This is a genomic window from Pristimantibacillus sp. PTI5 (assembly GCF_048572955.1).
Taxonomy (GTDB): domain Bacteria; phylum Bacillota; class Bacilli; order Paenibacillales; family Paenibacillaceae; genus Pristimantibacillus.
In genome coordinates, this window is sequence record NZ_CP183886.1 from 5986590 (window position 1) to 6002408 (window position 15819).

The 15819-nt window shown below is 43.8% G+C and carries 12 protein-coding genes; all 12 read left to right on the plus strand.

What is annotated here, in order from left to right:
• Window positions 1-17 precede the first annotated feature (17 nt).
• The 12 genes from ACN6MW_RS26360 to ACN6MW_RS26415 all read left to right on the plus strand — a co-directional run bounded on the left by ACN6MW_RS26360 (window position 18) and on the right by ACN6MW_RS26415 (window position 15695).
• Window positions 18-1070: an ABC transporter permease gene (locus tag ACN6MW_RS26360; RefSeq protein WP_419872802.1), complete on the plus strand. Its 1053-nt coding sequence runs from the start codon at window positions 18-20 to the stop codon at window positions 1068-1070.
• Complete coding sequence (locus ACN6MW_RS26365; RefSeq protein ID WP_419872803.1) at window positions 1070-2065, plus strand: ABC transporter permease; 996 nt, start codon at window positions 1070-1072, stop codon at window positions 2063-2065. The genes ACN6MW_RS26360 and ACN6MW_RS26365 overlap by 1 nt, the downstream gene beginning before the upstream one ends.
• A gap of 85 nt (window positions 2066-2150) precedes the next feature.
• Window positions 2151-3251, plus strand: coding sequence for a rhamnose ABC transporter substrate-binding protein (gene rhaS / locus ACN6MW_RS26370; RefSeq protein WP_419872804.1), 1101 nt, complete (start codon window positions 2151-2153; stop codon window positions 3249-3251).
• Window positions 3252-3356: 105 nt separating this feature from the next.
• Entirely contained in the window at window positions 3357-4391 is a 1035-nt protein-coding gene (locus tag ACN6MW_RS26375) for an S-layer homology domain-containing protein (protein WP_419872805.1), read from the plus strand.
• Between the two features lie 475 nt (window positions 4392-4866).
• Window positions 4867-6060: a type II asparaginase gene (locus tag ACN6MW_RS26380; RefSeq protein ID WP_419872806.1), complete on the plus strand. Its 1194-nt coding sequence runs from the start codon at window positions 4867-4869 to the stop codon at window positions 6058-6060.
• An 86-nt stretch (window positions 6061-6146) separates the two neighbouring features.
• On the plus strand, window positions 6147-8354 hold the full coding sequence (locus ACN6MW_RS26385) for an amidase family protein (protein ID WP_419872807.1): 2208 nt from the start codon (window positions 6147-6149) through the stop codon (window positions 8352-8354).
• A 582-nt stretch (window positions 8355-8936) separates the two neighbouring features.
• On the plus strand, window positions 8937-9890 hold the full coding sequence (locus tag ACN6MW_RS26390) for an AraC family transcriptional regulator N-terminal domain-containing protein (RefSeq protein WP_419872808.1): 954 nt from the start codon (window positions 8937-8939) through the stop codon (window positions 9888-9890).
• Between the two features lie 413 nt (window positions 9891-10303).
• Complete coding sequence (locus ACN6MW_RS26395) at window positions 10304-11236, plus strand: FAD:protein FMN transferase (RefSeq protein ID WP_419872809.1); 933 nt, start codon at window positions 10304-10306, stop codon at window positions 11234-11236.
• A 27-nt stretch (window positions 11237-11263) separates the two neighbouring features.
• Window positions 11264-11890, plus strand: coding sequence for a stalk domain-containing protein (locus ACN6MW_RS26400; protein WP_419872810.1), 627 nt, complete (start codon window positions 11264-11266; stop codon window positions 11888-11890).
• Window positions 11891-11911: 21 nt separating this feature from the next.
• Window positions 11912-12919, plus strand: coding sequence for an alpha/beta hydrolase (locus ACN6MW_RS26405; protein ID WP_419872811.1), 1008 nt, complete (start codon window positions 11912-11914; stop codon window positions 12917-12919).
• A gap of 583 nt (window positions 12920-13502) precedes the next feature.
• A complete protein-coding gene (locus ACN6MW_RS26410) occupies window positions 13503-14555 on the plus strand; it encodes a helix-turn-helix domain-containing protein (RefSeq protein ID WP_419872812.1) in 1053 nt (350 codons plus the stop codon).
• 471 nt (window positions 14556-15026) lie between these two features.
• A complete protein-coding gene (locus ACN6MW_RS26415; protein ID WP_419872813.1) occupies window positions 15027-15695 on the plus strand; it encodes an NAD-dependent epimerase/dehydratase family protein in 669 nt (222 codons plus the stop codon).
• The last annotated feature ends 124 nt before the right edge of the window (window positions 15696-15819 follow it).

Here is a 15819-nt window from a genome sequence, read left to right on the forward strand (position 1 = left end):
TAAAGGTGGGCAAAACTATGGAATCAAGAGATTTAGGATCTATCGGCATTCCGATCAGGAAGCGTGACCAAGTTGAGAAGCAAAAACGAACTATTAGCTCCTATATCGTACAGTTTCGTGAGCTGGGTTTGCTCTTTTTTATCCTCCTATTGGCGGCGGTCGTACAGCTGAGAAATCCGAGTTTTTTAACCTGGGAAAACATTAACGATATGATGACCAACACCGCGATCCTCAGTGTGCTTGCAGTGGGAATGATGCTGGTTATTATAACTCGGGGCATCGACCTTTCGATTGGCGCCACTCTGGCCCTATCGGGCATGGTCAGTGCTATGGTTGTGAGTTACTACCCAGGCATACACCCGTTATTGGCTCTGCTGCTAGGGACGGGAATAGGATTCGTATGCGGGGTAGGCCTGGGCTTTCTCGTCGCTAGAATGGGGATTCTTCCTATTATTGCGACATTAGGTATGATGAACGTTTTCAGAGGTTTTACTTATTTGATTAGCGACGGCAAGTGGGTTAGTGCACATCAGATGCCGGCGCAGTTCAAGCAGCTTGGAACAGGAACGTTATTCGGGATAAACCACTTAATCTGGATTGCTATATTTATCTATTTGATAGCTTACTATTTTATGAGTCATACGAGGACTGGGAGACAAATCTATGCGGTGGGAAGTAACCCAGAAGCTGCTAGAATTAGTGGCATTCGTCCAGATCGAATCCTTTGGCTGGTCTATGCGATCATGGGTGGCTTATCCGGGATGGCTGGGGTGTTATGGGTCTCTAAATTTGCTTCTGCGCAAGGGGACACGGCTAGCGGTTACGAATTGAGCGTTATCGCTGCTTGTGTAGTCGGTGGAGTCAGTATAGCGGGAGGCGTTGGCAAGTTATCAGGTGTATTGCTTGGAGCAATCCTTCTGGGAATTATCAACAATGCGTTGCCGCTGATTAATGTGTCAGCCTTTTGGCAGATGGGTATTCAGGGATCGATCATTCTTGCTGCGGTTTTGATGAATGCCATAGTCAAACGTGGTGTAGATCGTAATCACCTGATGAGGAGGAAGGTTTGATGATGGAACCGAGAGTACTTGCAGGTAGACTTGATTTTTCATGGAAACGATTTTTTTTGCAGTGGGAATGGATGCTTGTCATCATCTTTGTTGCCATAAACGTGATGAATGTAAATTTATCCGAGTACTATTGGGACTATGATAATTTGCGCGATGCCATGATGGGGTTTCTCGATAAAGCGTTTATCGTTCTTCCAATGGTACTCATTATGATCCTGGGAGACATCGATATTTCAGTAGGTTCGATCGTAGCCTTATCCGCAGTCATTATGGCGGATTTATATACGCTAGGTGTTCCTATGGTTCCAGCGATGCTGATTTGTTTGGCGACCGGCACGCTTTGTGGGTGGATCAATGGCATGCTGATTATAAAATACAAGGAATTATCGTCGGTCATTATCACGTTGGCCACTATGATCATTTATCGCGGGATTGCCTACTTCATTCTAGAGGACCAGGCTGCAGGGGGGTTCCCTGAATGGTTTAGCTTTTTGGGGTGGGGCTACGTAGGACCTATTCCCTTTATACTTTTGGTTTTTGTCTGTTTGGCTTCGTTATTCTGTCTTTTGCTTCATAAGACGGTGTTAGGTCGTCAAATCTATGCGGTTGGCAACAATGCAAACGCAAGTCGCTATTCCGGCGTAAAGGTGGACCGGATCAAAGTACTTGTGTTCACCTTAGCTGGATTTATGGCTGCGATTACAGCTTTATTTCTGACCGCTCGAATGGGAAGTACACGACCTAATATAGCGACGGGATACGAGTTGGATGTTATCGCAATGGTCGTGCTGGGTGGTATCAGCACAGCGGGTGGTAAAGGCAGAATGATTGGTGCAATCATTGCGATATTCCTCATTGGCTTCCTTCGTTATGGACTTGGGTTAATTAATGTTCAAGCGCAGTTGCTGCTTATCATCATTGGCTTGTTGTTGATTGCTGCGGTCATAGTGCCGAAGTTCAAATTCCAGCGTACACAAAAGTTCAGGAAAACCTAGTGGCTTGAATTAATGGATACAACACGGCGTTTAGCTGGTTTGTATATAGCTAGTAAATCTAATAAAAAAGCGGGAGGAAAACAGAATGAATAGAAAAAGATTGGCGCAAGGCATCGCTGCTGTACTTCTTATGTCCTTACTTGCGGCATGTAGCGGTAACAATGGAGGTAACAACAGTACCAATGGGTCTTCAGTAAATGGGGGGCAGTCTTCACCTACGGCAACGACACAGGCTGAAGGCGGCGATGATTTATCCGGGAAATACGCCATGATCTTCAAAAACACGGGCAACCCTTATGGTGAAAAAATGATGGAAGGTTTCAAAAATGCGGTAGAAGAACAAGGAAACACCGTTATTTTGAAAGCACCTGATCAACCCACGGCCGAAGCGCAGATCCAGATGATTGATGAGCTTATTTCGCAAAAGGTTAATTCTATTGCCATCGCAGCGAATGACGCCGACGCATTGCAGCCTGCTTTGCAAAAGGCAATGAATGCAGGTATTCAAGTCTTGTCTCTCGATTCTGCTGTGAACACCAATAGCCGCACCGTGCATGTCAATCAAGCGGACCCGGATCTCATAGGCAGAACGCTGATTGAAGGCGTATCCGAAATGATCGGCGGCGAAGGTGAAATCGCTATCCTGAGTGCTACTTCGCAAGCGACAAATCAGAACACCTGGATCGAAGTAATGAAGCGCGTTCTAGAAGAACCAGAGTATAACAAGATTCAACTGGTAAAGGTTGCGTACGGCGACGACTTGCGAGACAAGAGTACATCTGAAACGGAAGCACTTCTCAAATCGTATCCGAATTTGAAAGCTATTATTGCACCTACAACAGTTGGTATTGCAGCTGCTGGCAAAGTACTGACGGATAAAGGATTGAAAGGGAAGGTTCAACTGACAGGCCTCGGTCTGCCAAGCGAAATGGCCGAGTACATCGAAAGCGGTGTCTGCCAGTGGATGTACCTTTGGAATCCAATTGACGTGGGCTATCTCGCCGGCTACACGGCCGATGCGCTAGTAAAAGGAACGATTACTGGTGCCCTTGGCGATAAGTTCAATGCGGGAGAATTGGGGAGTGACTTTGAAATTATTGCCGATGGCGAGGGCACACAAATTATGCTAGGCGCTCCATTCCGTTTTGATTCAGGCAATATTGCCGATTGGAAGGATGTTTATTGATCTCTAATAATAGGGGAATTATCAGACTCAATACTTTAATTTAAGCAAATGTGGTGAGAGCGTTAAACTCTCACCCTGTTTGCGCAAAAGGAAGGTAATAGCCATATGTATAGAAAGTTAATTATATTGCTTCTATTAGTGTGCTTCTTCTTCTCGACATCCAATGCCCCTCATACTATGGCAGCTAGTTCTCCAATGCTTTCGATTACAACTGACCAAATAGAAGCTGCTATTGGTCAGAAAGTTCGAGTAACGGTACGTGGAGAAAACCTTAAGGATTTATACGGTTACGAAATTCAATTGCAATATGATTCTCAAAAACTTAAGTTTAAAAATGCTTCTTCTTACTGGACAGGCTTCCAAGTTCCCGTGCAAGAAAAAAATGGGTTATTGATTGCTGCACATACTAAAATAGGGAATTCCTTGGGGGAGGGAGGCAGCCAACCGCTGATGACTTTTACTTTCGAAGCCATAGTTAGAGGGGAAGCAAAGATTTCTTTAACTATGGCAAAATTGGTTGATTCAGAGGTTGCTGAGGTTACGCTTACCCCGAATGCTATCACTACAGTATCCGTTCTTGACAAACAGCCTGCCATTGCATTTTCGGATATGGAAGGACATTGGTCAAAAGAAGCAGTATTACGTTCCGCATCCATTGGTTTTGTGAATGGATTTCCTGATGGAACATTCCGTCCAAACTTGAAGATCACGCGTGCCGAATTTGCGGCAATGCTTGTCAGAGCCATGAGTTTGGAACAAAGCGAAGGAGTGGTTTTACGATATAAGGATGCAGAGAAAATTCCCAGCTGGGCTAAACCGTTTATTGCAGAAGCGTCATCTGCAGGTGTTATTCAAGGATATCCGGATGGAAATTTCCGTGCCGGAAACACCATTACACGAGCTGAAATGACAGTTATGTTGGTGCGTGCTGCACAGCTTCCATTCGAAGAAAACACATTAGGTTCCCAATTTGCTGATGCGGATCAAATCCCCGAATGGGCATCAGCAGCAGTGTCTGTAGCGCATCAAGCAGGAATAGTTCAAGGAATGGGGAACGGAAATTTCGATCCCAACAGTGCTACAACTAGGGCGCAAGCAACAGTAGCTATTCTCAAATTATTGGATAGCAAATTTTCTTAAATTTTGAATAAGAACGCCGTTTGTCATGGTCAAAATGACAAACGGCGTTCTTATTTTCTATCGTTAATGATTCATTGAAATTATCAAGTTATAACTGAAAAGTTATCTGACGCTAATCATTTGAAATAGCGAATGGGCAGTTTGCTAAGGCTGCTGCTCTTTTCTTTATTAAGTTAACGGGCAGATTAGCGTGGCTTTGAGTGGCCTGTAGGTTCCATATCCCCATACATAACCTCTTATTGATAAAAAGGTAAACTATTAAAAACTAAATAATTTAAATGAAAGTCATTAGTTCCGAAAAAGTAAGAGGATTAGGCAAACATTTAAGAGAAATGGGCTATCGATCCATTTCTATATTGGATTACTATTGTCTATGTAAGCATTTCTTACATTAAAAACAAATTTAACTGAGTGAGGTGGTATTTACGAAGGTTTGTGTTAACTTAAGTAACATTAAAGAGAGGGAGAAGAGAAAATGAAACGTAAACGGATGTGTCTTTCGATCATCGCATTAATGGCATTAGCTATTTCATCACTTAGTTACTCTTTGAATTTACCTAGTGCACAAGCCCAAGAAACCGTTGTACAGCAAGATTTACCTCATGTTGTCATTCTGGCAACCGGGGGAACCATAGCATCCACAGCCGCATCCAATACCGATACTTCAAATTATCAAGTTACCGATGGGGTCGGCACGCTCATTAATGCTGTTCCGGAAATAAAAGACATAGCTAATGTAAGCGGGGAACAGGTCATCAATATAAGCAGTCAGAATATTTCCGATGAAAATAGACTTACGTTAGGAAAACGTATAAACGAATTGCTTGCCAAAGATGACGTGGATGGTATTGTCGTTACTCATGGTACGGAAACGCTTGAACAAACAGCATATTTCCTTAATCTGATCGTCAAGAGCGATAAACCGGTTGTGGTAGTTGGATCAATGAGACCAGCTTCGGCTATCAGTGCTGACGGCCCGCTAAATCTATACAACGCGGTAAAAGTGGCGGGAGATCCGCAATCAAAAGATAAAGGCGTACTCATCGTTTTTAATGATAGAATCGGTTCCGCTAGATTTATTAGTAAAACTAGCTCATGGGCAACTGATACTTTTAAATCGCTAGAGCAAGGATTTTTAGGAGATATTGTTGCGGGTAAAGTTAGGTTCTATCAGCAACCATTGATCAAGCATACATATCAAACGGACTTTGATATTTCGGAACTCAGTGCACTACCGAAAGTCGATATTCTCTACGAATCCTATGCTAGCAGCAGCCTTTCGTTATTAAACGCATCTATCGAAGATGGAGCTCAAGGGGTGATTCTTGCTGGTTGGGCTGCATCTACAGCAGATGAACAAATGCAGAAAATAGCGGCCAAAGGTATCAGTGATGCTGAACAAAATCAAATCGAATACTTAACTAAACTCATTAAAGAAGGGAGCGGCGCCGCCTCTTGGGCCCAAGCCCAGTTAAAACAAATGGAGGCTACAAGAGGGGCGGTTTTAGTTAAATCTTTTTATCAAGCTACAGGTCAGAAGCTTTATGAACAAGATTCTTTTGTTGAGAGCAATTCGTTGAACCCCCAGAAAGCAAGAATCCTTCTTCAATTAGCGCTTACCAATACAACGGATCCTGATAAAATTCAGCAATATTTTGATGAATATTAAGTTTACTTTAAAAATTGCCAAAACGAAATTTCATTCGGCCGAAGAACTTTTTCTGATTAACGAATTTTCATTTGGAGGTAGGTTATATGCATAGTGCAAAAATTAGGAAGAATCGAAGAATACCAAGACAGCTTTTATTAATCCTTCTTACCTTTTCTCTTCTTTTCACGATCGCTCCGGCGGCCTATGCGGGAGGAGTATCCTCCCCATCGTTTGACGTCACTGAAAAAAGCATTACGCAGCTTCAGAACGCCCTTGACACTGGACAATTAACAAGTGAACAGCTTGTTAAGCTCTATATCGACCGTATAAAAGTACTTGATCCGACATTTCATAGCATCATATCAATTAACCCTAAAGCCGAAGAGACCGCACGTTCTCTTGACGCAGAGCGACTAGCCGGTAATAAAAGGGGATCTCTCCACGGTATCCCTATCATTGTAAAAGACAACTATGATTTTGAAGGTATGCCTACGACTGCGGGCGCGACTGCGTTAAAGGATTCCATTCCACCAGACAGCGCCAGAATGGTACAGCAGCTCACGGATGCCGGCGCAATCATAATTGCCAAAGCTAATCTCTCCGAATTCGCATTCTCAGGCTATAACTCAATCAGTTCCATGGTTGGGGAAACTTTGAATGTCTATGATCCTACGCGCTCAAGCTACGGTTCTAGTGGCGGCACGGGGGTTGCGATCTCCGCAAGCTTCGCAGCGGCCGGACTTGGCACCGATACCGGCTCATCTATACGGAATCCTGCTTCTGTCAGTTCACTCGTTGGGCTTCGCCCAACCATAGGTCTTACAAGCCGTGACGGAATTGTCCCTCTAATCCTTGACTCAGATACCGGAGGGCCAATGACAAGAACGGTCGAAGATCTCGCCATTATGCTGAATTATCTGACTGGCGTAGATCCCAAAGACAACGTAACATCAAGACAGGCAGGCAAGGTGCCTTCAGACTACACCCCTTATTTGGACACAAATTTTTTAAAGGGCAAAAAGATAGGCATATTGAAACAAGTCGTTTATCCAACGGACGTGGAAAAGACCCGAAGCCCACATGTGGATAGCAACGATCCTGAAATCATTGCAAAATTTGAAGAGGCAATGAAGGACATGGAAGCGGCAGGTGCCGAGGTCGTTATGGTCGATTTTCCTGAAATGTATGATCTCTTTAGTGCCACCAGAGGCGGTCCAAATCAGATCCCCCATGACATTGAACAATATTTGAAATCGCTTGGGCCAGACGCCCCGATTAAAAGCTTTGCCGAATTGATTGCAAGTGGAGGCTACCTCTCTGCCAATTCGGTTGGGCTATATTCGGATATTGACGCGACGATCGACCCGAAAACGTCAACAAAATTAATGTCTGATGGCGTTACCACCTACAGGGAGGCTTACGCAAAGGCTCAAGCTTCTCGCGTAGAATACCGAGCCGCTACGGAAGCCGTTATGGAGAAGTACGGCGTTATGGCGCTTGCCTACCCGTCTCTTTTGGTTAAACCAAGACTGATCGAAGATACCGCAAGTCATTACGGCAGTGCAAGCAATCTGATGTCACCGGTTACCGGTCTTCCCGCCATTAATGTCCCTATGGGCCATGTGAGCGATGGTGACGGTGATTCCCTATCGCTTGGCCTCCAGATGGTGGGATACGAATTTGACGAAAGCTCATTGATCGGAGCAGCCTATGCATACGAAAACCTATCCAAAAACCGTGTCACTTCCAAATATTTGCGTGCGACAACCGAAATCGCGGCATTTACCGACGTAAATGACAACTGGGCGGTCAAATACATTAGCGAACTCGTCGCAAGCGGCATCTTAAAAGGAGTTTCCGCGACGAAGTTCTCACCCAATTCGAATATTTCAAGAGGCATGTTTGTAACGGCTCTCGGTCGACTTGAAAAAATGAACATACAGGATGGGGAGACTCATTTCAGCGACGTGCCAGAGAATGCCTATTATGCTTCCTACATCAAGTGGGCTGCGAACGCGGGCATCGTGAACGGCAAGAGTGACGGAACATTTGACCCCAACTTTGAGATAAGCCGCCAGGATGCTGCCGTCATCCTCGTTCGATATCTTAAGTACAAAGGCATTTCGATGACCACGATGACGGAAGACATCCCCTTTTCCGATGCTGATCAGATATCTCCGTATGCTGAAGAAGCAGTGAACATCATTCAAGAAATGGGAATCATAGACGGTAAGCAAGAAAATCTCTTTGCCCCGGGCGATAGCATTCTCCGAAGTGAAGCTTCGAAAATCATTTCCATGGCGATAAAATAATCCGTAACGGAAAAGATGAAGGAAAATGAAGGAATTTCTTTTAAAGAAATAATGTTAGTTATCATGATGACGCCCCATTATAAATTTTACCCAGAAGTATGAGCAATATATTGCAAAGCAAAATCAAACGTAGATAATTCAAGTAGTGCCAAAAAACCGTTGAGATCATCTCAACGGTTTTTAAGTACTGTAGGGGACGGGAGGAATATTAAAAGCATGCTGCAGAGGGTCTTTCTTAATATGCCTCAGCTTCGTAGTGATAAATAATTCCTCTTCTGCAAGGATTCGATTAAGAAATTAAATTCAAGCAAGTATACATTAATTAAATTCAATTTATTTTCTTACCGTTTAATGAGCTTTATTCAAAAAATTATTTCATTCTCCTTAAAAGCTCATTTGTATTTTCCAAAAAAGTTCGCCGGTGTTTTACCGGTCCTTTATGGTGTGACCTTATTATGCATTCCTGAACAAAGAACGGATATCTAATTCGTCTCAAATGATTGCCTAATCCTCTCAATACCATTCCTTATTAGCATACTTATGGCGTATAATAAAACAAAATAAAGCATCAAGGAGGGGCCAATGTTTGAAGATATAAAAGCTCGTCAGGATAAGCTTACAAAACTGATTAACCGTCATTGTAAAGAAGCAGGAGTATTGCAGACAACGATTCCTTCACTGTTTCTTATTCGTTCGAATATGGTGGATGAGCCAGCCTACAGAGTATTTAATCCCTCCTTTTGCTTTGTTACTCAAGGGTTAAAAGAAATCTTTCTAGCTGAGGAACGCCTAGAGTATGGGCCATCCAATTACCTGATCACATCTATGAACCTTCCGGTAATCGGGCAGGTTATTAAGGCTTCACCTGAAGTTCCATATTTGAGCTTGAAACTTGATTTAAGCCAAAATGAAATTTTAGAGGTTTTGAAAGACGCTAATTTATATTCCGATAGTAAAAACAATGATTCACGAGCTATGTTAGTCGGTCAGATCGAATTAACTATATTGGATGCTGTCCTGCGTTTAGTTCAATTGCTCGATTCTCCTCAAGACATTCCGTATCTTGCTCCTATTCATAAGAAGGAGATCATTTATAGACTCCTTCAAGGGCAATATGGCGCAACTCTTGCACAAATTGCAATGGAAGGAAGCAACACCTATCGTATCAGGAAGGGAATCGACCAAATTATCCAACATTATGATCAGCCTTTGAGAGTTGAAGAGCTTGCTGATGTCGCTAATATGAGCATTTCTTCGTTCCACAGACACTTTAAAGAGTTCACTGCTATGAGCCCGCTTCAATTTCAAAAACAGCTGCGTTTGCAAGAAGCCCGGAGCCTATTGTTAATGGAGTCAGCGGATGCTACTGAGGTTGCTTTTCGGGTTGGTTATGAAAGTGCCTCTCAGTTTAGCCGTGAATATTCTCGCATGTTTGGTTTGCCTCCCAAAACGGACATAAAGCGAATGAAGGAAACATATGAGCAAGTAGAGGGAAATATAGATCAAAACCTCATTGTGACATCCAATTTAAATTGAAAAGTATTCGTCGGTAGAACTACTCACAAAAACAAAGAAAGGCATCTGGTCTTAATCCAGCTGCCTTTCTTTGTTTACTTAGTATATTTAAGTGAAAGGATTAGGCAAGCATTTAAGACAAAGGAGATAGCGTTTTATTTTTCGTTTACTGCATAATAAACTTACGGCACAAATTCTCCTCGGTTTTCGGTTTTCTGATATCGAGTTGCCGTTGGGAATTGGCCAGACGGAATAAAAACGAACATCATCCGAAGTAATGTACAACAAGTGCTTTCAAATGAATCGAAGTTAAAAAATCAAAAGAAAACTACAGGCTGTGCTTGTTATATAAGGCTCTTGGCGAGCGGCCGAATTCCATTTTTACTCTAAATAACAGAGGAGATGACAGTCCATATGTCCAAAGTCCAGTGGCCATGAAAACATTTGAATATAGGGACAATGCAGAGGAGAACAACGTTAGTAATTTCGTATTCAACTTCAAGGCAATCGGAACCCATTGGGAAATAGAAACCAAGAAACCATTGCGTTATATGTTGCAGCAGAGCATTTTAAAGCGGATCGAACAATACGACGTTACGTACTCGAGATTTCGCTCGGATTCGCTCGTATCTCAGGTTTCCGCTGCCCCGGACGGCGGCAATTTTGAATTTCCAGACGATTCGGTTATCCTCTTCGATCTTTATGATAAGCTTTACACAGCTACTGACGGCGCTGTAGATCCGCTTGTCGGCCGGGAGCTCGAACTCCTCGGTTATGACCAAACGTACTCACTCAGACCCGTAACTGACCATGTCCGGGCCAAGGCGCATGCCGAAGGGAGAGCGACCTGGTCGAAGGACATCGTTCGAGTCGGAAAGTCGCTAGTCACGCGGCGTCCGCTTGTGATCGATGTCGGAGCGGCAGGGAAGGGCTACCTGGTGGATATCGTTTCTGGACTCCTCCACGAAGCCGGGTTTAAAGAGTTTATTATCGACGGAGGCGGAGATATCCGTCATTCAGGGGAGGACATCACCCGAATCGGGCTTGAGCATCCGTACGATCCAAATCAGGTGATTGGCGTGTTCAACTTGAAAAACCGCGCAATATGCGCATCTGCCGTTAACCGGCGTGCCTGGGGAGACCGGCTGCACCACGTAATCGATGCCCGGACGGGTATCCCGGTACGTGATGTGATCGCAACGTGGGTTGTTGCTGACAATGCTGCTACTGCTGATGGACTTGCGACGGCGCTCTTCTTCACAGGAGGTGACCGTCTAGCGGATTTATTCCGGTTTTCGTACGTGAGAATGTTTGAAGGTGGCCGAGTTGAGATCTCCCGGAACTTCGATGGCGAGCTGTTTACGTGAGAATAAATTGGTAAAGGGGAAATGATATTGAAAAAACGTATTTTCGTTATTACCGTTAGCAGTGTGCTCTTGTTGTCTACATGCGTATTTGCGGAGAATGGTTTGCAAAAAATTACAGCTTTTTTGAGACCAAGTCTCGCCATAACTCTTAATGGACAAAAAACTGATTTGGAAAGTCCTCCTATTATGGTAGACGGTTCGACATACCTTAAATTGAGGGATGTTGCAAAATTAACAGGAGTAGAAGTCTACTGGAACGCTCAAACACAAACGGTGGAATTAGTAAATGTGGCTGCAAGTACATCGACTATGTCGAATTTCACATATGTAGACGGCGATTATTCGGCGACTGGCCAATACGGGAGTCTTCCCTCGTCTATTACAGTGAACGTAACCTTGGATGACGACATTATTACCAATGTCAAAGTCACGCCTCATGCGTCGAACCCGACATCCTTAGACTTGCAACGCCGCTTTGCCGAAGCGGTCCCGGCTGTTGTTGTCGGTAAGCGCATAGACGAGGTGAAAGTGGGTCGCCTCGCAGGTTCCAGCGGTACCCCCGATGGATTCAACGCAGCGATCGAACTTATCAAGGAGCAGGCTAAGGGAACGGATGACTCTGATATGAAGACGTCTCAGTCACCACGTGGATAATTTTCTATGGAGGTGAATTCGTTGAAATATGGATTCGGATATTTATGGCTTGTGATAATTGCATATTTTGGGTTTATATTAAGTGCCTGCTCGATTGCTGAAACAAAAGTAGGAAATGAAAGGAAGATAGATGGATACTTGTATCTAAGTGGTGATAGTACAATTGGAGATTTAGTCAAGCATCAGGTAATAAAAGATTTTGCCTATAAAATTCTACCCTGGGATAACAAGGATTACGATATGGATATGAAAATGAGTGAGATCGATAACCTGCTTCCTTATCATACTCATGTGGATACAGGTTCTGTTATTGCACCGCTAAATTATATGATAGATGAGATGAACACTGGCAATGTGGTATTTTACGACTTTTACTCTGAAGAAGAAAAACAAAATGACTCTTCCAAAGAAAACACGGGATTATTCTTCTTTCGTGGTGAAGAAAATGCTCCCTTTGCAGTTATAAATGCGGGTGGTGGATTTTCCTATGTGGGTTCACTGCATGAGGGATTTCCTTATGCTTTAGAAATTAGTAAACAAGGCTACAATGCCTTTGTACTAAAATATCGAACTGGAAGTGGGCAGTCAGCAACAGAGGATTTAGCGGCTGCCATTTCGTATATCTTTGAAAATGCAGAAGATTTTGGAGTAAGTAAAGAATGTTATTCTGTGTGGGGCAGTTCCGCTGGAGCACGAATGGCATCAAACATAGGAACATATGGCGTAGAAGAATTTGGCGGAGACAATGTACCGAATCCAACTACGGTTGTTACGGCATATACTGGACATACAGACTATTCAGAAAACGATCCACCGACTTTTGCGGTAGTTGGAGAGAACGACGGGATTGCTAATCCTGACACGATGGAAAACCGTATCCATGCATTAAGTGCAGCAGGTATAGATACTGAATTCCACGAATACCCAGGGCTGGAACATGGCTTCGGGCTTGGTGTGGGAACCAGTGCAGAAGGATGGATAGCAGATGCGGTAGCCTTCTGGAAAAAGCAGATCGTATTAGGAAACTAAAGGACAGTGAAGGATATTTACCTGTCTGATGAAAGTGGAGTAAAAACAGAGTCACGATCTAATTATGTAATGGTGGAGCTTACGTATAGTCCCCAAATAGGCAGCCCAGTAGTTGGAGCAACGAATCTTAAGTAAGTTTGGGTATCAGTGCTTTGTCGTTAATTATCGGCTGCAACCTTATACAATGCAAGAAGGCAGCGCTGCCTCGGAAAGCTTGCCGGCTTTCGCAGCATCCATAATTTTCTGCTCGCCGCCGCCGTTGCTCGCGGGCATCTCTTACCAGAGAACAATGAAGATGAAAGGCGAAAATTAATTAAGGCGAAGCACCTCGTTTAAGTTGCTTCGCCTTTAATTTTATACTCTTTGAAAGCTCATTGTTCCGTGACTTAACCTTCCGCGACCTGTATAATTTCCCCCTCAAATTGCTCTGGAGCAAAAAGTATCATTTAATTGCGTCCCTAATACGTTCGTGTGTCGTTTTTGCGCTAGATACATAAGGACTGTTAGAATACTTATTGCCCCATTGAATCATCATAAGTCTTTGTCAAAACAAGTTTATTGTGTCTGAAGGAGGCCTAAAAGTATGAAGTCTCATACTTTGGACAGTATTAAAATTTCCGCAGGATTTTGGAAGGAACTAAGTCAATTAAATATTCCGGCCCACGACGTCGTTCGCAAATCGCGATTGCCCTTAACCATTCTTTCCGGAACGAATGGAGTTACGACCGCCCAGTATTTTGCGCTGTTGCAGACGCTGTCTGAAATGGTTGATGACCCGGCGACTAGCATTATCAAATCTATGACAGACTTGGAAACCACGCAGTTGTCGCCGAGCGTCTTAGCGGCTTATCACGCGCGCAACTATCGCGACGCGCTTCATCGAATTTCCCGGTATAAACAAATGTGCGCCCCCCAGAGCATTCATATCACAGAGAAGGGTGAGCTATGTACAATCGAACAGGAATGGCTCTATGCAGAGCAGCCCGAGCCGCCGATGCTGGTTGGTGTCTCGCTGGCGTTTTTGCTCGAGCTCGGGCGGCGCGGCGCAGGGCATTCTTTGACCGCGTATGCTGTAGAATTTACTGGCCAGATGAGCAACGTGCAAGTCCTAGAAGCGTATTTCGGCTGCCATATCCGGCTTGGTGCTGAGCGAAATAGACTCACTCTTCACCGAAGCGATCTCAATTGCCCCTTTATTTCTTACAACGCCGAGTTGCTCGAAATTTTAACTCCAGCACTGGACCGATCGTTGGATGAGCAGCAACGCAGCAATTCAATCACAGAGATGGTCAAGTGGATTATGAAACGCAGCCTGGCTGCGGGGCGCCCCGACATTCAGATCGTAGCTAGTGAGCTGGGGATGAGCGATCGTACCTTGCAGCGCCGACTCACCGACTTAGGCACAAGCTTCAAGCAATTGTTAACTGAAGCTCGACACGTGAAGGCACTGGAGTATCTGGCGGACCCGATGCTTGATCTTAAAGAAGTGGCATTCCTACTTGGATATGAAGACCAAAGCTCGTTTTACCGCGCTTTCCGCTCTTGGGAAGGTGATACTCCTTCAAATTGGCGAGCAGAACAATTAGGTACTAACCCGTTAACAGAGGACTCGCGGAATATGCCGGCCATTCACTAGAAGGTATTTTGGCGGGAGAAGCAATAATTTTGGCGCGCCACGCTAATTACTGAACTTCATTGACTAGGTATTATAATAACTAACCAGTGAGTAAGACTGGATGTTTATCACTTCACTTCGATAATGGTCAAAAAATTAACTGGAGAAAAAGGCCCATCTAACCCGCACCGCCGCGAGGTGGTAAATAGCCATGGAGGTGATGTTACCATCGTTCATCTGCCGGATGAAGGTATTTAGGGAAACACACATTACTTTTTGCAGACTTAAATAATGTTGAGGTTGCTGATCAACTTTCTTCTTGGTTATTAGAAGAGATGGAGCTTGATTAATCAAGTGAGTTGAATTCCATAGGTTTGAAGACAAATACCGAGACTTGCACGCCCCGGTATTTGTTTGGGTCCGATGATGTTCGAGTTCCTCGGGGCATGACTAGAACAGGCAAATCTGATTTTATTAGGGGAGCGAATGTAGTTGAAGTTCATTATATTTGGCGCTACAGGAATGGTAGGTCAAAGTGCACTGCGTGAATGTTTATTAGATGATAAGGTTCAAGAAATAGTTGCCATTGGCCGTAAACATCCAGGACAGCAACATGAAAAATTAAAATCAATCATTATTGAAAATGTCGCTGATTTACATTCGATTGAACAGGAAATAACAGGATTTGATGCTTGCTTATTCTGCCTCGGCGTGTCCTCTCGGGGTATGAAGGAAGAGGAATACAAACGCATAACGTATGGCATCACGCTTTCTGTTGCAGAAACATTAGTAAGACTGAATCCCCAAATAACCTTTATATATGTTTCGGGAAGTGGGACGGATAGTACCGAAAGAGGTAGAGCCATGTGGGCAAGAGTGAAAGGAAAGACTGAAAATGAGTTGTTACAGTTTCCCTTTAAAGCAGCTTACATGTTTCGGCCAGGACTCATTCTTCCCCTTCATGGTGTGAGATCTAAAACAAAGCTGTATCAATTTTTATATAACGTGCTGAAACCTTTCTATCCATCATTAAGTAAGTCCAACAGTATCGTAACTTCTGAACAATTAGGGAAGGCCATGGTACAAGTGGTGAGTACTGGTTATTTTAGCCCAATAATTGAAAGCACTGAGATTAAAAAAATAGGAAGCATTCCGTTGTGAAAAGGTCAATACTTTTGTTTATCCTAAAATGAATCATGTGGTTGTTGTTATCCCAAGTATATAGAGATCGCCGATCTAATGTCCAAATGGTTAAAAGAAAAAGGATTGGATTAAAAAATAATAG